Consider the following 16,572-nt stretch of genomic DNA (forward strand, 5'->3'; position numbering starts at 1 on the left):
TTCTCCTCAGTCGAGGTCGTTGGCTTGAAGTCGTTTCAGGTCGACAGCCGGCCGGCGTTCTCGCTGGCGGGCGGCGACGCATTGAGCCTTGAGTCGCGCTGCGATCAGGCGGATCAGGGCTTTGCGAATGGCGGGCTTTTTGACCTCCTCCTCCGCAATGCCGCTGCCCTGGATGCGCAGGAACTCTGCGACCAGGGAGGCATGGGAGAAGGGCCGCCCACTCATGCGCGCGTGACAGAAACGGAGCGCGCGCCGCGATCGAAGCCGTCTTCGATCGCATCCCAGGAGCTGCGGTAGAGCCCGAAGTAGGTGTGCCGGCCGTCGATGGTGATGCGGAAGACAATCATTGCGGCTTCCTCCTCGACGTGTTGGGCGGCGGCAGCAGATCTGAAACAGGACGGGCCTCGGCCCATTCCTCCACTTCGCGAACGAGCCAGGCAACCCGACGGCTCGAAACGGTGCGCGGTTTCGGGAACTGCTCTTCGCGCACTAGCTTTTGCACGCTGGTCTCGGAGAGCGACACGATAGCCGCTACCGTGGGCAGGTCGACATAGAAGGGCCGGATCATTGCTTGCCCTCCGCGGCTTTCGGTGCTGGCGCAAGCGCTTCGGCTGCCGCGAGCTCTGCGCGTTCCAAATCAGTCAGGCGCAGGGTGCTGCGGATGGTTAGCCGGCCCTTTTTGAACCGAATGGAGGGGTAGGTATCAGAGGTGCCGCGGTCGACGATGGTGAAGCCTGCAACGAGGAGCGCGCGCGCGAGGCGGAAATCGCCATCAAAGATGGTCCCGCATACGCTGAGCGTCAGCTTTTCGCCGAAAGAGGGCGAAATCCAATCCCCGGTTAGGTTGTATCCAGTCGCCTGGATTGCAGGGCGCTCTGCTTCAAGAAGCGCGAGGGCGCTGGTCATATCCTTCAGCTCGCGCAGGCGTGCGCTATGGCGGCGCTCTTCAAGGAATGCCGCTTGTTGGGTCAGCGGCATTGCCAGAATTTGCTCGTAAGTCGGGTTCTTCGCCATGGCCGACCTCACACTTGGCGCGCAGTTGCGGTGTCGGGCTCCGCCTGCAAGTCGGATTCAACTGCGCAGGCGTGGGCGAAAAAGGCAGCGGCTACCAGGGCGAGGTAGGCAATCCAGCCTTTGATGTGTTTGGATTTGTTCACTGCGCCTCCATCTGGGTGCGCACCGGGTGGTGCGTCGGTGGAGGCAGTATGCGCTAGAAAAACTAGTAATACAAGAGAAACTAGTAAGCGCTATTGCCCTCTTTCCGTGGGGAGTTGGGCTCTAAATCGACGGCTTTCCGAATACGAGACTGCTCGTCCTACTGAAGGCAGGGCTTTTAAGGGCGGAAAAAAACCCGCCGATGGGCGGGTTCCGGGGTGTGCGGGTAGGGTTGGATTACATGCGCGTCTTGATCTTTCGTGCCGGTACCGGATGCGCGATGTAGTACATCCACGAAATCTCTTCTGGCGCGTAGGTGAGTACTTCTGGGTCGTTGTAGCTGCCTAGGCGGATACCTTGCCGGCGCGAAAGTAGGCGCTTGATCATCGTCTCGCCCGTGACGAGGCGCACCAGCACGTCGTCTTCAAGCTCGGGCTCAGTGCCTGGCTCAACTAGGCCGAACTCGCCTGGATTGTAGCGAGGCGCCATCGACAGCCCTACGACAGGCACCAAGAAGGCATGCGGGTCCGGGCTGGCGAGTTCTGCATACTGGTCTGTTGCTCCCACTGGGTAATCACCATCCGTCCAAATGCGATCAGGCAGGCCACCTTGAGCCTTGCCGACAACAAACACGCGTCTGAACTTCGATGTGTCTGCAGGGTAAGTCAACGGAATCGGCCCGTTTGAAAGGGCATTGTAAGTGTCTGCCGAAATAACTGATCTCCCCTCGGGAGAGGGGTGGGGAGCCCAGTTTGGTTCTGGTGTCCATTCGGGATCGTGACCAAACATCAGCCATTGCGGTGTCGTCTGCAATGCCTTCGCAACGGCAGCTAGGCGTTCCCGCTTCGGGGACGTGCCGCCGTCTTTTTCCCATTGCTGAATCGTTTGCCAGGCCTTGACGCCTACCAATGCGGCGAGCTGCTCCATCGACAGCCTCAGGAACTCGCGTCGTTGCTTGATACGGGTATGGATAGTCATGCGCGAATCCTATCCACAAGAAAAAATTGTGGCCATACAAAAGAAACTAGTAACACTAGAAAAACTAGCATAAGATGTGCCCCATGAACGGGATAGAGCGAGCCATCGAGCATTTCAAGGGACTCTCCGCAATGGCGAGGGCTTTGGGTGTGAGCAGCTACCAGGTCGTCCAGCAGTGGAGGGACTCGGGGCATGTTCCACCGAAGTACTGCCCAGCGATTGAGCGCCTGACGAATCGCGAGATCAAGTGCGAGGAGTTGGATAGCACGGTCGATTGGGCCTACGTCCGGGAGTACTGCTGTACGAACGGAGAGGCCGGCCGCGCGGAATAGCGCGTTGGGGCCGGAAAGGATGTGCGTCACGATCCAGCGACATCGGATGCCGCGGCGTGGATAGGGGCTGTGGCAGGGGAGCTGCCCGTGGTGCGTTGCTGCACCCGCCCCCGACGCTGGGAGGCAATTCGCCGCCTCTCCAGAGGGGATAAAAGGCGAAGTTTTGGCTTGGGTTGGAACATGGTTTCTCCCTGAGTCCGCGGTCATCGCGCCGCGTTTGAGATGAAGCATATACGGCTGTGACGTGGAGGCGGCACGGCCAAATTTCCGGGGGTTTACCGATCGTGACATACCAGTATTCAGACATCGATCAGCACGAAGCGCTCTATAACCTGGCGCGCCGGTATCCGGGCAGCATCGAGGCCCTGGCGCATGCGATGGGCCGGCGCCAGGGCAAGACCGTCTCGCCTAACGTGCTGCGCAACAAGCTGCGGCCCGGCATCGACACCCATTTCCTTAACGCCGAAGAGTACTCGTTGGTTGTCGAGCTGTGCCAGGAGGGGGGCGTCGAGGGGGCATTGATCCCCCTGCAGGCGATGTGCTGGCGCCATGGGCTGGTCGCGGTGTCGCCGCCGCCAGCCGGGCAGGACTCTCGCGATATTTTCGCCAGGCTGTCGACGGTCAGCCGCGAATTTGCGGACCTGGTTGCCGAGGTGACGGCCGACGCGGCCGATGGTCGCATCAATGCGGGGGAGCGCGAGCGCATCCACAAGGAGGCGCTGGAGGTCATGCAGGCCGTCATGGCCCTGACCATGTCCATCGACGCGATCGCAGAGCCAGGCACGACGGATCGCGCATGACTCGAATCAATCTGATGCCCGGCGCTCCCAGCGCGGAGCCGGTGGCTCGCGTGCGCCCGAAACTCATCCTCCGCCCGCGCAAGCCGCTCAACAAGCGCGAACTGGCTTCGGTCTTCGACCGCGTCAGAAAGCGCGTCCTGAAGGGTGGCGAGCCTTTTGGCATCTTCGTCATCAAGCACGGGGAGGGGCGCGTCTTCCGGCTGCTCAGCATCCGAGACCCCAACTTTGAAGCGCAGTTCCGTGTCAACAAGGCGCTGCAGCACATGATCGGGATCTACGACGGCGGTGCCGAGCTGGGCGATGTCTATGACGACCTGTACCAGTTTGATCGGCTGTCGGCCGCGTGAAGATGGAAGTCCGCTTCCGGCCGGAGATGGCGTGCTGCAAGTCGACGCGCGAAGCGATTGGCATGTCGTGCGCGAAGCCGGATCGGATGTGCTGCGCCTGGCATCACGCCTGCCGCCTAGCAGCGGACAAGGGGATGCGCGGCCTGCGCGCCTTTGCTCAGCATCTGCTGGGCTTTTGGCCGCTGTGCGACGTCTTCTGGATCTTCGCCGCGGCTGGCCAGATGTCGGCGCTCGCGGAGATCTGCTGCGAGCGCTGGGTGCGCATGCCGGACGCTGCGGCCCGCGCCGCCTATCGAGCGGAGGTGGCCGACGCCACGCAGGTGTATCGCGTGGAGAGCGGGCCTGACAACGCGGACGCCTTCCTCTTGACCTTCGATGTTCTCTGTGAGGCCGCGGCAGTGCGGCCCTAGCTTATTTCCACTATGGACTATCCCATCAAATCAATCGAAGACCTCATGGTCGAGGGCGCGACGGCAAAAGTCGCGGGCGCTGAAGAGGAAGCGTGCCCTTATGAGGAGGGTCGCAGCACCGTCACATCTGGCAACTCGGCTGGTTGGCGCCGCTTGCCGTGCTGAAGAACTGCTCCCGAGGTGCGGCATGACGGCCTTTGTGATCGACGACAACGAATGGATGCTGATGCGCCGGGTCGACCATCTCGCGCGCGACCTCTATGTCGCCCTGCGCAGGCGCATGGACTTCGCCACGGGCATCGTGGGCGACGACCCGGCGGCCGTGTCTTGGTGGGCGCTGCGCGAGGACACCGAGCTGGAGGGCCGCCCTGGTGTGCGCGGGTGCAAGCCGACCGAGCAGCAGCTGCGTCGCCGCGTGGCCCAGTTGGAGAAGGTTGGCCTGGTGGAGTCCATCGGCAACAAGCTGCGCCTGAAATTTCGATTGCTTGCCGCCCGTAAGCTTTCGCGCGCCCAAAAAAAAGCCGGAGGGGGCGCGATAGCCCCAGAGCTTGCCGGCAATGCCAATGCGGACAAGGATTTCGCGGGTGGCGCGAAGGATGGTTCCGAGCCGAAAGCCGGCACACATCCGTTTTCCGGTTTTAAAAGCTTAAACCCTCCCCCTACCCCCTCCGGGGATGGGCATATCGACCCTGCCCCGCTGGGCGCGGGTCAGGAAAGCAACCCCTCTAACGAAACACCGACCGAGCGCAAGGAACGTTCGCCCTCGGAGAAGCGCCAGCGCAGGCCCAGGGCCGAAAAAGGCGAGCTTGCAGGAGGGAGGTCTGCGAGGGAGATCGCATGGGAGACACGCCTGCGCTGGCCGACCGGCATCGAGGACCGTCAGCGGGCCTACATTGCGCGATCGACGCTCGGGATGACGGAAACGCTGGCCCAGCGCGTTCTGGACGAATGGCACGGTGCCCACAAGGCCGGGGTCATCAGGGGCGCGAGCCCGTGGCCGTACTTCCGGACACTGTTGCGGAATGCGAAAGAATTGGGGGACGCTTGGGAGGCGAAATTCGCCGATCAAATCGCGGCCGCCCGCGCCAACGCCGTTGCCGTCGCGGCGTCTACGGCCGCCGAGGAGGCCGCGCACCAGGCGCGCGTCGCGGAGAGCGTCGAGACCGCTCCTCAGCCGGTGGTCGAGCAGTTGCCGTCGACGGCTGCCGTGGCCGAGCGGGCAATCGCGCAAGCGCGCGCAACCCTCAAGGCAGGGGGCAGGAAATGACTTGGGGCGCGTCCGAGATGTGCGCTGAGCAGGCCTATGCTGAGGCGGTCGAGCAGCTGCCGCTGCGCGCTGGGCGGCGCGATCAGTGGAGCAGTCGCGCCGTCTTCTGGACGGCGGTGCGCTATGGCGCGAGCGAGATCCGGCTTGGCACTTGGCAGGCGGCCGCGGTGCGTTGGACCAGGCTCTGGGAAGTCGCGCGGCGAGAACACCTGCCGCCGATCCCGGGCATTCCCGAAGTCGAAAATCTGCCGGCAACAGCCTCGGTGGCTGAACGCGGGATCGCGTCGGTCCGGGCCATCGTCAGCAAACGGAGGTGAGCATGGCGAGCACTGGTGACAAGCTGCAATGGGTGAATGCGCGCCTGGAGTCATGGGGCGCGTGGGTGTCGAGGGGCGGGCAGCGCAATGGCTATGGGCCAAGCTGCTTGACGCTGGAGGAGATCCGCGCGCTGCCGGTGCGCGCGTACATTCCGGTCTCAGAGCCGGAATGCGAGCGGACGCATGAGGCCCTGCGCAAGCTGCCGTTGGAGTGGTTCCAGTTGACGTGCCTGGTCTACATCAGGCAGATGCCCGTGTACCTGGCCGCGAGCGAGCTCGGCATGGGCAAGGATCGCGCCTATCGTGTGCAGCAGCTGGTTTTCAAGGGAGTCGATTTTCTCATTAAGAATCCGGGGCTTAAGAGCCCCCCCTTGCACCTGCTCTTGAAAACGTGAGAAAAAATCAGTAGATTTCCGCTACGCTGTGGTTTCAGTGCGTCCCGCAACGTTCCAGGACGTTCCGGCAGAAACCAGGACGTTTCACAGCACTAAGAAGGCCCTGCATCGTTGGCGATGCGGGGCCTTTTCGCTTCTGCGGCTCGTTAGATGGTTTCGATGGCCGCCGCCAGGGCGGTCAGGAAGGCCGGGTGGCCGGCGCCGTTCCTGCCTGCATCGCGCACCAGTTCTGCGATGCGCATCTTCTCCGCTTGGAACAGCTCAGAGCTGGCGTACTGGCCTCGATAGAGTTCCAGCGCTGCCAGTGCCTGGCGTGCGATTTCAAAAGCTTTTCCGTCCATAACCTTTTCCGATAGGTGTTGTCATGAGGGTGATCTCCCTTGCCGTGCTGATCGATGTAGCTACGCACGACTACCGTGCGAAAGGAAAAGTCGTGCGCGTCTTCGACCAAAACAGCCAGGGCGATCTGCTGCCTGTGCCATACCAGCAGCGCGGCGAGGATAACAAATTCCGCCTCGACTGCGCGCCGGCCGGCGCTGTGTATGCCGAGATCGACGGTCGGTCGCAGTCAAGCCTGTGAGGGTGGCGTGTACGGGTGGCTGCTTGGTATGACCGTGGGGTCGATCATGACTCTCGAACTACTGGACAACGGCGCTGCGCGCGCAAAAAGGAGGCGGCGACATGAAGGGAATCTGCAGGCTGATCGCATGGTGGCGGAGCAAGCGGAGCGAGCCGCTGCCGCCGATCCGCATGCCGGTGATAGCGCCGACGCTAGCGGCCGGGCGCAGTCCTGACGTGCTCGCCTCGCGCGCGCTATTGCTGGCTGCCGTGTCGGTCCCGCGTCGTGCGCCGGCGTCGTCGCGCCTGGCGCCGGGTGCATCCGCTTCCCGCTTGTGTGGGCTCGAAGAGCGCATGTCGATGCTGCCGGCGGCGATGCTGCTGGCCAGCCACTGCGACGAGTGTGGGTGCGCGGCGGACGCGGGCTCGTTCGGCGCTTGAACCGTGTCTCCTCTCTGCCTGGCTATCGGGGGATGGCTGGCAGGGCTTTTCGGGCCGATGCGCCGCTACGCATCGGCCCGATTTTCTTCTCCCTGGGGCTCGCAAGTGCGGGCCCTTTTCGATAGGCCGGCGCGTTCTTCCCGTTCGCGCCGACCTGTTCTTTTTCCTGATTCGGAGTGGCCATGGCGAATGTGACGGCTTCCACCAACATCGGCCCGTTCCTGCGGCTGATGGAAGACCAGCTCGGCCGGCAGTTCCCGTTCGCGGTGGCCAAGGGCCTGACGCAGACTGCGCTCGATGCCAAGCAGCGCCTGGTCGAAGAGATGGGCAAGCGCTTCGATCGGCCCACGCGGTACACGCTCAATGCGATCTACATTCGCTCGGCCACCAAGCAGACCCCCGAGGCGCGGGTGTGGGTCAAGAGCGACGCGGGCAAGGGCACGCCGGCCGAGAAGTACCTGTTGCCCGAGGTCTACGGGGGCGAGCGGCGCCTGAAGCGCTACGAGCGCTCGCTGCAGTCCGCCGGCATCCTGCCCGCCGGCAAGGCCACCGTGCCGGGCAAGGCGGCCCAGCTCGATGCCTTCGGCAACTTGAACCGTGGCCAGATCGTGCAGCTGCTGTCGTATTTCCGCGCGTTCGGCGAGCAGGGCTATCGCGCCAACATGACGGACAAGCGGCGCGACAGCCTGGCCAAGGGGCGGCCGTCCAAGGGGCTGCGCGGTTTTTCGTACTTCGCGCTCAGCCAGCCCGACGGCAAGCTGCCCGCCGGTATCTACCGCAAGGACGCGTACAGCACGGCCGAGCGCGCGCGCATCGGCCACCTGCAGCGGGGCGCGGCCAAGCCGGTGCTGCTGTTCATCGACGCGCCGCAGTACGCCGCGCGCTTCCCGTTCTTTGACCTGGTCGGCGAGGTGGCCAGCACCAATCTCGTGCCGAATCTGCGCGCCGCGGCCGACCTGGCCGAGGCCACGGCGCGACGCTGACGAAAAGTGCAGCGGACGCCGCCACCGGCCCGGCCTGCCCGCCGGGGCCGGCCGGGTCCTTCCGGAAACCGCGTCATGGGGGTAATTCGATCCGCGTTTCGTTTCTAGATAAAGGGGGCGCAAGGGTTAGTTAGTTGGAGATCCGATGGGCAAGACGGTCAACCTGCAGGAGCTGGCAGAGATCACCGGCTTCGCCGTACAGACGCTGATTCGCTGGCAGAAAGATGAGGGCATGCCAGTGACGCTGGCTGGCCAGCGCGGCCGCGGCAATGAGTACGACACCAGCGCGGTGATCACTTGGCTAACGCAGCGGGAGATGCATCGCGCAGGCCTGTCGAGCCCCAAGGATGAGCTCGATCGCGCCCGCAAGATCGAGGTCGAGATCCGCATCGGCGAAAAGCTCGACATGCTGGCGCCGGCCGCCACGTTCGAGCGCCTGTGGGGCGATCACGTCGAGGCCGCCAAGACCGAGTTGCTGCTGCTTCCCGGCAAGATCGCCGACGCCATATTCGAGAAGCACAGCGTCGAGGTCGACGAGGCGTTGGTGCTGCCATTCATTGAGGAGTGCCTGGGCAAGCTCCAGCACCTGAGCGAGGACGATGATGGAGATCCCGACGCTGAGCATCCTGACGATGCCGGCGACGATGAAGAGGATGACGACGACGGCTAAGCGCACGCTGCGCTCCGCTGTCGCGCGTTGGGCGCTGCCGCCGCGCATGAACGCGCTGGAGTGGGCGCGCAAGTTCCGCTTCCTGTCGTCGATCGAGGCCGACCGCGCCGGCAAGTACGACCCGGAGGTGACGCCATATCTGTGCTGGCCAGGCAACCCACTCGAGGCGCTCGATGACCCGACCGTGATCGAGGTGTGCTGCCAGAAGTCGGCGCAGGTCGCCTGGACCTCGGGCGTGCTCGGCAACGTGCTGGGCAAGTGGATCGACCTGGACCCGTCGCCGATCCTGGGCCTGTTCCCGAAAGAGGGCGCGGCCAAGGAATACATGGCCGAGAAGTTCGAGCCGATGGTCACCGCCACGCCGCGGCTGCGCCAGGCGGTGGATCTGCGCAGCCGCAAGTCGCAGCAGCGCATGCTGTTCAAGCGCTTCCGCGGCGGCTTCCTGAAGCTGGTCGGCTCCAACTCGCCCAGCTCGGTGAAGTCGAGTCCGATTCCGCGGATCTTCATCGAGGAGCCGGACGACTGCAACCTGAACCTGCGCGGCCAGGGCGACTCGATCAAGCTGGCCAAGGAGCGCACGAAGACCTTCCGGCGCTCGCGCGTCAAGATCGTGATCGGCGGCACGCCGACGGTCGAGGGCACCTCGACGATCGCGGCCGAGATGGAGCTGTCCGACAAGCGCGTCGGCATGGTGCCTTGCCACCACTGCGGCGAAGAGCATGCCCTCAGCTTCGACAACCTGAAGTGCCCCGAAGACCCGGCGGTCTCGCATCCGATCTTCGGCAACAAGGTGCCCGAAAAGGCCTACTACGTCTGCCCGCATTGCGGCGGCCTCTGGAACGACGCGGAGAAGCGCCGCAACGTGCGCGCCGGCCGCTGGATGGCGACTGCGCCGTTCAATGGCATCGCCGGCTACTTCATCAACGAGCTGTACAGCCCGTTTCCGGGCTCGACCATGCCCACCTTGATGGAGAACTGGCTCACGGCGCTGCATCACCTGGCGATGGGAGACGAAAGCAAGCTGGTCGCCTTCACCAACAGCTCCAAGGGCGAGGCCTACTCGTTCAAGGGCGACCAGGCCAAGCCGGAAGAGCTGGCCGAGCGCGCTAAGGACTACCTGCCGCGCACCGTGCCCGAGGGCGGCCTACTGCTGACCATCGGTGTCGACGTGCAGCCGGATCGTCTCGAAGTCGTCATCCGCGCCTGGGGCCGCGGCGAGGAGACCTGGCTGGTGCTGTACGAGCGCCTGTACGGGCAGACCGCGCTGATCCAAGACGACTGCTGGAATCAGCTCGACAAGCTGATCTTTGGCAAGTACCGCCACGCGCGCGGCATGGCATTGAGCATCAGCGCCGCGTCGATCGACAGCTCGGACGGCAATACCTCGGATGCGGTCTACAAGTACGTGCGATCGCGCCAGGGTCGTGGCGTGCCGCACGTGATGGCGATCAAGGGCGCGCGTAGTCCCGATGCGGAGATCTTCCGCAAGCCTGGCCCGGTGATGGAGACCAACAAGAAGAACACCAAGGCCGCGCGCTATGGCGTGTCGGTGTTCATGGTCGGCGTCGGGCGCGCCAAGGACCTGCTGATCGGCGAGCGCGGCCGCGTCAGCCTGGAGGGCAGGGGGCCGGGCCGCTTTCACGTCTACAAAAACGTGATCGCGGACTACTTCGAGCAGCTCCTGGCTGAGGTCAAGGCGCCGGTGCGCCAGAAGAACGGCCACGTAATCCGCGTCTGGCAGAAGAAGGTCGGCAAGCGCAATGAGGCGCTCGACTGCGAGGTGTACGCACTGCACGCATCGCGCGCGGCCAAGGTGCACCTGATGCAGGAGCGCGACTGGTCGATCCTGGAGGCGCGTCTGTCGCAGGGCGGGCTGTTCGATGAGCCCGAGCCGGTACCGGATCCGGTCGAGTCTGGGCCGGCGGCCGATGCACCCGTTGCCGACCAGGCGGACGAAGTCGACGACGTCGACGACGCGGACGAAGCGCCGAAACTGCCGCCGGTACCGAAAGTGCTGCCCGCAACCGTCGATTCACCCAACCTGCCACCCCGACGCCGGCGCCGCTATGGCACCGTCTCGGGCGGCGTGGAGATTTGATTCATGATCACAGCCGAACAAGCCCAGCAGCAGCTCGACCTCTGGCTGGCCGCCAGCAGCGCCGTGGCGAAAAATCAGGCCTACACCATCGGTGGGCGCAGCTTCACCCGCGTCGATGCCGCCGAGATCCGTCAGCAGATCGACTACTGGGAAGGTAAGCTCCGCGTCGCCCGCCGCGGTGGTCGCCGCATGACGATCGGCTACGGGGTGGCGGAATGAAGGTCGCAAAGCCCACTCCACGGCTGACGATGGTCGACCGCGTCGTCAACTACTTCAGCCCGGCGGCCGGCAACCGGCGCGTGCATGCGCGCACGGTGCAGGCCTATTCCGGCGCCTATGACGGCGGCTCGACCATCAAGCGCTCGCTCAAGAACTGGTTTGCGTTCGGTGGCTCGGCCGACGCGGACCTGATCCCGCAGCTGGCCGTGCTGCGCAACCGCAGTCGCGACCTCGCCCGCAATAACCCGCTCGCCCGCGGCGCGATCAACACGGTGGTCACCAACGTGGTCGGCACGGGCCTCGCACCGCAGCCCACCGTCGACCGAGATGTGCTCGGGCTCACGCCGGAAGAAGCGACCGCCTGGCAGCGGCAGGCGCAACGCGAATTTGCGCTGTGGGCCGAGAGCAAGGAATGCGATGCAGCGCTGACGCAGACGTTTTACGAGCTGCAGCAGCTGGTGTATCGCTCGACGGCGGAGAACGGTGACCTATTCGTGCTGACGCCGATGCTCGAGCGCCACCGCACGCGCTACCGCACGCGCCTGCAGTTGATCGAGGCCGACCGGTGCAGCAACCCGCAGGGGCGGCGCGACGACGACCAGTTTGCCGGCGGCGTCGAGCTCGACAATGTGGGCGCAGCGGTCGCGTACCACTTTCTGCGTAAGCACCCGGGAGCACTGGGCGCCGTCGGCGGCAAACGCGTGTGGGACCGGCGCGAGGCCTTCGGCAGCGGGTCCGGCCGGCGCAACGTGCTGCACCTGTTCGAGCGCCGGCGGGTCGGTATGACGCGCGGCGAGCCGTACCTGGCGCCGGTGATCGATCCGCTGCGCCAGCTCGGCACCTACACCGATGCCGAGCTCGCCGCCGCGGTGGTGTCGGGCATGTTCACGGTCTTCATCAAGACCGAGGGCAGTGATGCGATCGTTGCCGATGAAACGGACAACCCGGAATACCGGCTGGGCAAGGGCGCGGTGATCCAGGGCGCGCCCGGCGACAGCGTCGAGGTGATCAACCCGGGCCGGCCCAATGCGCTCTTCGACCCGTTCGTGCAGTCGATCCTGCGGCAGATCGGCGTCGCGCTGGAGTTGCCCTTCGAGGTGCTGATCAAGCACTACACCTCGAGCTACACCGCGGCGCGGGCGGCGATCCTGGACGCGTGGCGCTTCTTCAAGATGCGCCGCTTCTGGCTGGCCACCAACTTCTGCCAGCCGGTGTACGAGCTGGTCATCGACGAGGCGGTCGCCAACGGCTACTTGTCGGCGCCGGGCTACTTCGAGCACCCGCTGATTCGCCGCGCCTGGCTCGGTTGCCAGTGGGTGGGCGATGCGCCGGGCGCGATCGATCCGCTCAAGGAAGCGCAGGCCTCGGAGAAAAACCTGCAGATCGGGCGCACCACGCTGGCCAAGGAAACCATGGGCTACGACGGCAGCAACTGGGAAGACAACCACGCCCAGCAGGCGCGCGAGCAGGAGGCCCGCAAGCGCGACGGCCTGCTGAGCGCGACGGCGGGGCAGGCTGTCCCGCCGCCGGATCCGCTCGATAGCGCAGACGACCAATGACAACCCGAACCCGCCCCATGGCGGGTTTCGCTTTTCTGGAGCGACGATGAACCGACTACTGGATGTGGTCACGGGCGCCTGGGCCATCATTCCCGACAAGCTGGTGGCGATCACCAATGCCTACGAGCGCCACATGCTGGGGCAGGCGGTCGACCTGAAGGCGATCGAGGCCAGCATCGGCAAGCCGCTGGGCAGCGCGCCGCAAGACTACGAGATTGTCAACGGCGTGGCCATCGTGCCGATCATGGGCACCATCGCGCGCCGCGCGAACCTCTTCAGCGACATCTCCGGTGGCGCCTCGAGCGACCTGGTCGCCCGGGATCTGCGCGCCGCGGCGGCTAATCGCCAGGTGAGCTCGATCCTGCTGCATATCGACTCGCCCGGCGGCACGGTGGCCGGCACGCAGCAGCTCGCCGACATCGTGCGCGAGGTCGGCGCGATCAAGCCGGTGATCGCGCTGGCCGACGGCACCATGGCTAGCGCCGCCTACTGGATCGGCAGCGCGGCACAGGCGGTGTACATCGCTGACACCACCACCGAGGTCGGATCGATCGGCGTGGCCACCGTGCACCGAGACGTGTCCGGCGCGGAGGCCCAGCGCGGCGTCAAGACGACGGACATCTATTCCGGCAAGTTCAAGCGGATCGCCACCAGCTATGCGCCGCTGTCCGAAGAGGGGAAGTCCTCGATCCAGGACTACATCGACTACCTCTACGGGCAATTCGTCGATGCGGTTGCCAAGAACCGAGGCGTGTCTGCCGACAAGGTTCTCTCCGATATGGCCGACGGGCGCATCTTCGTCGGCCAGCAAGCGATCGATGCTGGCCTGGTGGATGGCGTTGCCACGGCCGAGCAGCTGATCACCCGACTCGCCGCCGGCGAGTTCAAAGCCCCGGGGGCCAGTCCTGCGCCTCCTTCCAAGACCCGGGCAGATCTGCCCACCTCTCCGAAAGGACCCACGATGAGCATCACCCGCGAAGAGCTGGCGGCCCAGTCGCCCGAGCTGTTGGCAGAAATCCAGGCCGAGGCGCGCACCGCCGGCGCGACCGCCGAACGCGATCGCATTATCGGCATCGAGGCGCACGCGATGGTCGGCCATGAGGCGCTGATTGCCTCGCTCAAGGCCGACGGCAAGACCACGCCCGACCAGGCGGCGGCGCAGATCCTCGGCGCCCACCGCGCGGCACTGGCCAAGCAGGCCGCCACCCTGGCCGCCGACGCACCGGCACCGCTGCCGGCCGCGCCCACCAGCGAGCCGGCTGCGGCCGCCGCCAAGCCGGACCAGAAGGCGATCGCCGCTCGCACCCGCGAGCTGGTGGCGGCCGCCCAGGCCTCCGGCCAGAAGCTGAGCTATGCCGCGGCGGCCACGCAGGCCGCGAAAGAACTGGCGCAGGCGTAATCGCCGCGCTCTCCCTTCGATCCATCACAGGACCCCACCATGAGCAATCCCGGACTCCTCAAGACCCACACCGCAGAGAGCGCGCTGGCCAAGAACCGCATCGTCACCCATGGGGCGACCGATGGCACCGTCAAGCAGGCCGCCGCGGCCACCGATACCTTGCTCGGTGCCACCGAAGGCTTTGCCTACGTCGCCGGCGACCGTCCCTCCATCGTGCGCAGCGGCATCGCCGACATCGAGTACGGCGGCAACGTGACGCGCGGCCAGCCGCTCACCTCGGACTCGGTCGGTCGTGCCGTCGCTGCGGCGCCGGGCGCCGGCTCCAACGTTCGCATCATCGGCTTCGCCGAGGTATCGGGCGTCTCGGGCGACATCTGCGGCGTGTTCCTTTCGCCCGGTCTGATGCAGGGTTAAACGCCCCGCTGTCCTCGCTATTTTTTTCCTTTCCCCATTTCTAGGAGTCATCCATGACGACTGCTGTCGCTCCGTACCCGATCAATCTCGCGCTCATCGCGTCGATCGTGATCGCCTACGCCAACGGCGAGATGATCGCCGACCGCGTGATGCCGCGCGTGACGGTCTCGCAGGCCGAATTCAAGTATCTGGTGCAGACGGTCGCCGACCACTTCACCGTGCCCGACACCCGCGTCGGCCGCAAGGCGCGACCCAACCAGGTCGAAAGCAGCGGCACGATGCTGACCGGTGCGGTGTTCGACTACGGCCTGGACGAAATCGTCCCGATCGAGGACGTGCGCAATGCCCCGGAAGGTGTCGACCCGCTGGCACTCGCCGCCGAGTTCGTGATGAAGCTGGTCACGCTCGACCGCGAGGTGCGCGTGGCCAACACCGTCTTCGGTGCGGCCAACCACAGCAACAAGGTGACGCTGTCGGGTACCTCGCAGTGGTCCGACTACACCAGCTCGGATCCGATCACGGCCATTCTGACCAACCTGGACACGCCGATCATGCGGCCCAATGTCGCGATCTTCGGTCGCTCTGTCTGGACCAAGCTGATCCTGCACCCGAAGGTGATCGACTACGTCAACGGCAAGGGCGGTACCAGCGGCGGCGTGACGCGCCAGCAACTGGCCGATGCGCTCGAGCTGGAGGAGATCCTGGTGGGCAGCGCCTTCGTCAACACGGCGCGCAAGGGCCAGGCGATGTCGCTGCAGCGCGCCTGGGGCAAGCATGCCGCGTTCATCTACCGCGAGATCCCGGCCGAGACCACCCGCTCGACTACCTGGGGCTTCACCGCGCAGCAGGGCGAGCGCATCTCCGACGCGGAATTCGGCAAGCAGCATGGCGGCCTCGAGGGCGGCTACCAGGTGCGCGCCGGCGAGCGGGTCAACGAGCTGGTGACCGCGCCGGATCTGTCGTTCTTCTTCCAGAACGCAATCGCCTGACCGGCGCATTCCTGAAACCCTGACAGCCCGCCGCGTGCGGGCTGTTGTCATTGCGAGAGAAAGCATGAAAGTCAAAGCGAATTGGTTGGTTGACGCCGACGGCAAGGAGCATCAGGCCGGCGACAAGTTCGATCTGCCGGATGACCAGGCCGAGCAGCTGGAGAAGCTGGGCGCGATCGAGATCCTCAGCCGCAAAAAGGCCGCGGCCAAGGCCGGCGAGGCCGCCGCGGGCGATGGTGAGCCCGGCGACGGTGGCGAAGGGGCTGGCGCCGACAACGGCGACCCGCAGAGCTGATGCTGCGCGGCGAGGATCTCGACATTTTCGTCGAGGACTTCGGCGACCTGGTGACCGTGGCGAGCCTGGACCTGTCGGCCAGGGCGCTGCTCGATCAGGGTTTCAAGGACGTGCTCGACGGCACCGTGCGGGCGAGCTCCTGGACCCTGACCGGTCGCGCCGATGTGTTCGGCGTGCTGTCGCGAGTGCACCAGGTCGTGGTGACCAGCGGCGCCTCGGCCGGCACCTATCGCCCCTTTGGCGAGCCGATGCCGATCGACGATGGCGCCTTCGTCGCGGTGGAGTTGCATAAGGAGCTGCCATGACCACCCTGCGCGAGTCCTACGCCGAGCAGCTGCGCGCCGCCCTCGAAGCGGTGCCCGCGCTGCAGACGCTGGGCATGCAGTTCTCCCGCTCGATCTTCGAGGCGCTGGAGATGCGCGCCACCAAGTACGTGCTGGTGCTGCATCACGGTGCTGATGCTCCTGGCCAGGAAACCACCGGCGCGGTCGACCGCCACAGCGAGCTGCTTGTCACGCTGGTGGTGCGCGACACCAATCCCGACCCGCTCTCCGAGGCGGCGCTGGCGATCGTGCATCCGCTGGTGATGGGCTTCACCGCGGCGCAGCTCATCGATGTCAGCGAGCTCGCGACCGATGCGCCCGCTTATGACCACACCGGGGGTATGCGCTCGGCCCGCACCGTGCATTACGACCTCTTCTATCGCACCCAGCGCGGCAGCCTGAGTGCCTAAGGAAACCATGAAACGAACCCCTTCGAGTCAGCCGGAAGCGGCTGACGGCGCGACAGCGCCGCTGGACTCGGCGGCCGCCATTGTCTCGGACGAGTACTCCGGGCTGGGCGGCAGCTACGTATTCGACCCGGCCACCGGCAAGCGCACGCGCGTCGAAGGTCCGGACCACCAAGATCCGGCGCCGGCCGCCCCCGCCCCATCTCAGGAGTAAGC

28 protein-coding genes are annotated in these 16,572 nt (G+C 65.5%); 21 read left to right on the plus strand and 7 right to left on the minus strand.

Annotated elements, in window-relative coordinates:
- Nucleotides 1-6: 6 nt before the first annotated feature.
- The 6 genes from KB879_RS06120 to KB879_RS06135 form a co-directional block, all read right to left on the minus strand.
- Nucleotides 7-225 (minus strand): hypothetical protein, encoded by a 219-nt coding sequence (locus KB879_RS06120; RefSeq protein ID WP_211980903.1) that lies wholly within the window; start codon nt 223-225, stop codon nt 7-9.
- Nucleotides 222-347 (minus strand): hypothetical protein, encoded by a 126-nt coding sequence (locus tag KB879_RS40175; protein ID WP_256449303.1) that lies wholly within the window; start codon nt 345-347, stop codon nt 222-224. The genes KB879_RS06120 and KB879_RS40175 overlap by 4 nt, the downstream gene beginning before the upstream one ends.
- The gene (locus tag KB879_RS06125) at nt 344-568 is read right to left on the minus strand and encodes a helix-turn-helix transcriptional regulator (protein ID WP_371827392.1); all 225 of its coding nucleotides are present in this window, start codon (nt 566-568) and stop codon (nt 344-346) included. Before KB879_RS06125 ends, KB879_RS40175 begins: the two co-directional genes overlap by 4 nt.
- Nucleotides 565-1,014: a hypothetical protein gene (locus tag KB879_RS06130; RefSeq protein ID WP_211980904.1), complete on the minus strand. Its 450-nt coding sequence runs from the start codon at nt 1,012-1,014 to the stop codon at nt 565-567. Before KB879_RS06130 ends, KB879_RS06125 begins: the two co-directional genes overlap by 4 nt.
- 8 nt (nt 1,015-1,022) lie before the next feature.
- Nucleotides 1,023-1,157 carry a hypothetical protein gene (locus KB879_RS40180; RefSeq protein ID WP_256449304.1) on the minus strand — a complete coding sequence of 45 codons (135 nt, stop codon included), beginning with the start codon at nt 1,155-1,157 and terminating at the stop codon, nt 1,023-1,025.
- 235 nt (nt 1,158-1,392) lie between these two features.
- A complete protein-coding gene (locus KB879_RS06135; RefSeq protein WP_211980905.1) occupies nt 1,393-2,133 on the minus strand; it encodes a S24 family peptidase in 741 nt (246 codons plus the stop codon).
- 83 nt (nt 2,134-2,216) lie between these two features.
- Here KB879_RS06135 and KB879_RS06140 point away from each other — a divergent pair, with 83 nt between their 5' ends.
- The 7 genes from KB879_RS06140 to KB879_RS06170 all read left to right on the plus strand — a co-directional run bounded on the left by KB879_RS06140 (nt 2,217) and on the right by KB879_RS06170 (nt 6,001).
- Nucleotides 2,217-2,465, plus strand: a complete 249-nt coding sequence (locus KB879_RS06140) for a Cro/CI family transcriptional regulator (RefSeq protein ID WP_211980906.1) — start codon at nt 2,217-2,219, stop codon at nt 2,463-2,465.
- 284 nt (nt 2,466-2,749) lie between these two features.
- Nucleotides 2,750-3,265: a phage regulatory CII family protein gene (locus tag KB879_RS06145; RefSeq protein ID WP_211980907.1), complete on the plus strand. Its 516-nt coding sequence runs from the start codon at nt 2,750-2,752 to the stop codon at nt 3,263-3,265.
- Nucleotides 3,262-3,612 (plus strand): hypothetical protein, encoded by a 351-nt coding sequence (locus KB879_RS06150; RefSeq protein WP_211980908.1) that lies wholly within the window; start codon nt 3,262-3,264, stop codon nt 3,610-3,612. Before KB879_RS06145 ends, KB879_RS06150 begins: the two co-directional genes overlap by 4 nt.
- A complete protein-coding gene (locus KB879_RS06155) occupies nt 3,609-4,022 on the plus strand; it encodes a hypothetical protein (protein WP_211980909.1) in 414 nt (137 codons plus the stop codon). Before KB879_RS06150 ends, KB879_RS06155 begins: the two co-directional genes overlap by 4 nt.
- Nucleotides 4,023-4,209: 187 nt before the next feature.
- Complete coding sequence (locus KB879_RS06160) at nt 4,210-5,289, plus strand: hypothetical protein (RefSeq protein ID WP_211980910.1); 1,080 nt, start codon at nt 4,210-4,212, stop codon at nt 5,287-5,289.
- Nucleotides 5,286-5,606, plus strand: a complete 321-nt coding sequence (locus KB879_RS06165; protein ID WP_249221258.1) for a hypothetical protein — start codon at nt 5,286-5,288, stop codon at nt 5,604-5,606. The genes KB879_RS06160 and KB879_RS06165 overlap by 4 nt, the downstream gene beginning before the upstream one ends.
- Nucleotides 5,607-5,608: 2 nt before the next feature.
- Complete coding sequence (locus KB879_RS06170) at nt 5,609-6,001, plus strand: hypothetical protein (protein WP_211980911.1); 393 nt, start codon at nt 5,609-5,611, stop codon at nt 5,999-6,001.
- Nucleotides 6,002-6,147: 146 nt separating this feature from the next.
- On the opposite strand, the gene KB879_RS06175 is transcribed toward KB879_RS06170, so the two are convergent.
- On the minus strand, nt 6,148-6,342 hold the full coding sequence (locus tag KB879_RS06175) for a hypothetical protein (RefSeq protein WP_211980912.1): 195 nt from the start codon (nt 6,340-6,342) through the stop codon (nt 6,148-6,150).
- A 23-nt stretch (nt 6,343-6,365) separates the two neighbouring features.
- On the opposite strand from KB879_RS06175, the gene KB879_RS06180 reads away from it, so the two are divergent.
- The 14 genes from KB879_RS06180 (at nt 6,366) to KB879_RS06245 (ending at nt 16,570) form a co-directional block, all read left to right on the plus strand.
- Nucleotides 6,366-6,581 (plus strand): hypothetical protein, encoded by a 216-nt coding sequence (locus KB879_RS06180; protein WP_211980913.1) that lies wholly within the window; start codon nt 6,366-6,368, stop codon nt 6,579-6,581.
- 101 nt (nt 6,582-6,682) lie between these two features.
- Nucleotides 6,683-7,000: a hypothetical protein gene (locus KB879_RS06185; RefSeq protein ID WP_211980914.1), complete on the plus strand. Its 318-nt coding sequence runs from the start codon at nt 6,683-6,685 to the stop codon at nt 6,998-7,000.
- A gap of 182 nt (nt 7,001-7,182) precedes the next feature.
- Complete coding sequence (locus tag KB879_RS06190) at nt 7,183-7,983, plus strand: hypothetical protein (RefSeq protein WP_211980915.1); 801 nt, start codon at nt 7,183-7,185, stop codon at nt 7,981-7,983.
- Nucleotides 7,984-8,128: 145 nt separating this feature from the next.
- On the plus strand, nt 8,129-8,653 hold the full coding sequence (locus KB879_RS06195) for a terminase small subunit (protein WP_211980916.1): 525 nt from the start codon (nt 8,129-8,131) through the stop codon (nt 8,651-8,653).
- Nucleotides 8,637-10,751: a phage terminase large subunit family protein gene (locus KB879_RS06200; RefSeq protein ID WP_211980917.1), complete on the plus strand. Its 2,115-nt coding sequence runs from the start codon at nt 8,637-8,639 to the stop codon at nt 10,749-10,751. The genes KB879_RS06195 and KB879_RS06200 overlap by 17 nt, the downstream gene beginning before the upstream one ends.
- Nucleotides 10,752-10,754: 3 nt before the next feature.
- A complete protein-coding gene (locus KB879_RS06205; protein WP_153954395.1) occupies nt 10,755-10,970 on the plus strand; it encodes a DUF6148 family protein in 216 nt (71 codons plus the stop codon).
- Nucleotides 10,967-12,529, plus strand: coding sequence for a phage portal protein (locus tag KB879_RS06210; RefSeq protein ID WP_211980918.1), 1,563 nt, complete (start codon nt 10,967-10,969; stop codon nt 12,527-12,529). The genes KB879_RS06205 and KB879_RS06210 overlap by 4 nt, the downstream gene beginning before the upstream one ends.
- A 46-nt stretch (nt 12,530-12,575) precedes the next feature.
- Nucleotides 12,576-13,928 (plus strand): S49 family peptidase, encoded by a 1,353-nt coding sequence (locus KB879_RS06215; RefSeq protein ID WP_211980919.1) that lies wholly within the window; start codon nt 12,576-12,578, stop codon nt 13,926-13,928.
- A 39-nt stretch (nt 13,929-13,967) separates the two neighbouring features.
- The gene (locus tag KB879_RS06220; protein ID WP_211980920.1) at nt 13,968-14,342 is read left to right on the plus strand and encodes a DUF2190 family protein; all 375 of its coding nucleotides are present in this window, start codon (nt 13,968-13,970) and stop codon (nt 14,340-14,342) included.
- Between the two features lie 53 nt (nt 14,343-14,395).
- The gene (locus KB879_RS06225) at nt 14,396-15,331 is read left to right on the plus strand and encodes a major capsid protein (protein ID WP_211980921.1); all 936 of its coding nucleotides are present in this window, start codon (nt 14,396-14,398) and stop codon (nt 15,329-15,331) included.
- 64 nt (nt 15,332-15,395) lie between these two features.
- On the plus strand, nt 15,396-15,626 hold the full coding sequence (locus tag KB879_RS06230) for a hypothetical protein (protein ID WP_211980922.1): 231 nt from the start codon (nt 15,396-15,398) through the stop codon (nt 15,624-15,626).
- Nucleotides 15,626-15,931 carry a hypothetical protein gene (locus KB879_RS06235; RefSeq protein WP_211980923.1) on the plus strand — a complete coding sequence of 102 codons (306 nt, stop codon included), beginning with the start codon at nt 15,626-15,628 and terminating at the stop codon, nt 15,929-15,931. Before KB879_RS06230 ends, KB879_RS06235 begins: the two co-directional genes overlap by 1 nt.
- Entirely contained in the window at nt 15,928-16,359 is a 432-nt protein-coding gene (locus KB879_RS06240; protein WP_211980924.1) for a hypothetical protein, read from the plus strand. Before KB879_RS06235 ends, KB879_RS06240 begins: the two co-directional genes overlap by 4 nt.
- 7 nt (nt 16,360-16,366) lie before the next feature.
- On the plus strand, nt 16,367-16,570 hold the full coding sequence (locus KB879_RS06245; protein ID WP_153954387.1) for a hypothetical protein: 204 nt from the start codon (nt 16,367-16,369) through the stop codon (nt 16,568-16,570).
- The last annotated feature ends 2 nt before the right edge of the window (nt 16,571-16,572 follow it).

The sequence above is a fragment of the Cupriavidus sp. KK10 genome (assembly GCF_018223725.1).
Taxonomy (GTDB): domain Bacteria; phylum Pseudomonadota; class Gammaproteobacteria; order Burkholderiales; family Burkholderiaceae; genus Cupriavidus; species Cupriavidus necator.

What these genes read in the sequence shown, in the direction of transcription:
- KB879_RS06120 (WP_211980903.1), bottom strand. Translation starts at nt 225, where the DNA reads ATGAGTGGGCGGCCCTTCTCCCATGCCTCCCTGGTCGCAGAGTTCCTG.
- KB879_RS40175 (WP_256449303.1), bottom strand. Translation starts at nt 347, where the DNA reads ATGATTGTCTTCCGCATCACCATCGACGGCCGGCACACCTACTTCGGG.
- KB879_RS06125 (WP_371827392.1), bottom strand. Translation starts at nt 568, where the DNA reads ATGATCCGGCCCTTCTATGTCGACCTGCCCACGGTAGCGGCTATCGTG.
- KB879_RS06130 (WP_211980904.1), bottom strand. Translation starts at nt 1,014, where the DNA reads ATGGCGAAGAACCCGACTTACGAGCAAATTCTGGCAATGCCGCTGACC.
- KB879_RS06135 (WP_211980905.1), bottom strand. Translation starts at nt 2,133, where the DNA reads ATGACTATCCATACCCGTATCAAGCAACGACGCGAGTTCCTGAGGCTG.
- KB879_RS06140 (WP_211980906.1), top strand. Translation starts at nt 2,217, where the DNA reads ATGAACGGGATAGAGCGAGCCATCGAGCATTTCAAGGGACTCTCCGCA.
- KB879_RS06150 (WP_211980908.1), top strand. Translation starts at nt 3,262, where the DNA reads ATGACTCGAATCAATCTGATGCCCGGCGCTCCCAGCGCGGAGCCGGTG.
- KB879_RS06160 (WP_211980910.1), top strand. Translation starts at nt 4,210, where the DNA reads ATGACGGCCTTTGTGATCGACGACAACGAATGGATGCTGATGCGCCGG.
- KB879_RS06165 (WP_249221258.1), top strand. Translation starts at nt 5,286, where the DNA reads ATGACTTGGGGCGCGTCCGAGATGTGCGCTGAGCAGGCCTATGCTGAG.
- KB879_RS06170 (WP_211980911.1), top strand. Translation starts at nt 5,609, where the DNA reads ATGGCGAGCACTGGTGACAAGCTGCAATGGGTGAATGCGCGCCTGGAG.
- KB879_RS06175 (WP_211980912.1), bottom strand. Translation starts at nt 6,342, where the DNA reads ATGGACGGAAAAGCTTTTGAAATCGCACGCCAGGCACTGGCAGCGCTG.
- KB879_RS06180 (WP_211980913.1), top strand. Translation starts at nt 6,366, where the DNA reads ATGAGGGTGATCTCCCTTGCCGTGCTGATCGATGTAGCTACGCACGAC.
- KB879_RS06185 (WP_211980914.1), top strand. Translation starts at nt 6,683, where the DNA reads ATGAAGGGAATCTGCAGGCTGATCGCATGGTGGCGGAGCAAGCGGAGC.
- KB879_RS06190 (WP_211980915.1), top strand. Translation starts at nt 7,183, where the DNA reads ATGGCGAATGTGACGGCTTCCACCAACATCGGCCCGTTCCTGCGGCTG.
- KB879_RS06195 (WP_211980916.1), top strand. Translation starts at nt 8,129, where the DNA reads ATGGGCAAGACGGTCAACCTGCAGGAGCTGGCAGAGATCACCGGCTTC.
- KB879_RS06200 (WP_211980917.1), top strand. Translation starts at nt 8,637, where the DNA reads ATGACGACGACGGCTAAGCGCACGCTGCGCTCCGCTGTCGCGCGTTGG.
- KB879_RS06205 (WP_153954395.1), top strand. Translation starts at nt 10,755, where the DNA reads ATGATCACAGCCGAACAAGCCCAGCAGCAGCTCGACCTCTGGCTGGCC.
- KB879_RS06210 (WP_211980918.1), top strand. Translation starts at nt 10,967, where the DNA reads ATGAAGGTCGCAAAGCCCACTCCACGGCTGACGATGGTCGACCGCGTC.
- KB879_RS06215 (WP_211980919.1), top strand. Translation starts at nt 12,576, where the DNA reads ATGAACCGACTACTGGATGTGGTCACGGGCGCCTGGGCCATCATTCCC.
- KB879_RS06220 (WP_211980920.1), top strand. Translation starts at nt 13,968, where the DNA reads ATGAGCAATCCCGGACTCCTCAAGACCCACACCGCAGAGAGCGCGCTG.
- KB879_RS06225 (WP_211980921.1), top strand. Translation starts at nt 14,396, where the DNA reads ATGACGACTGCTGTCGCTCCGTACCCGATCAATCTCGCGCTCATCGCG.
- KB879_RS06230 (WP_211980922.1), top strand. Translation starts at nt 15,396, where the DNA reads ATGAAAGTCAAAGCGAATTGGTTGGTTGACGCCGACGGCAAGGAGCAT.
- KB879_RS06235 (WP_211980923.1), top strand. Translation starts at nt 15,626, where the DNA reads ATGCTGCGCGGCGAGGATCTCGACATTTTCGTCGAGGACTTCGGCGAC.
- KB879_RS06240 (WP_211980924.1), top strand. Translation starts at nt 15,928, where the DNA reads ATGACCACCCTGCGCGAGTCCTACGCCGAGCAGCTGCGCGCCGCCCTC.
- KB879_RS06245 (WP_153954387.1), top strand. Translation starts at nt 16,367, where the DNA reads ATGAAACGAACCCCTTCGAGTCAGCCGGAAGCGGCTGACGGCGCGACA.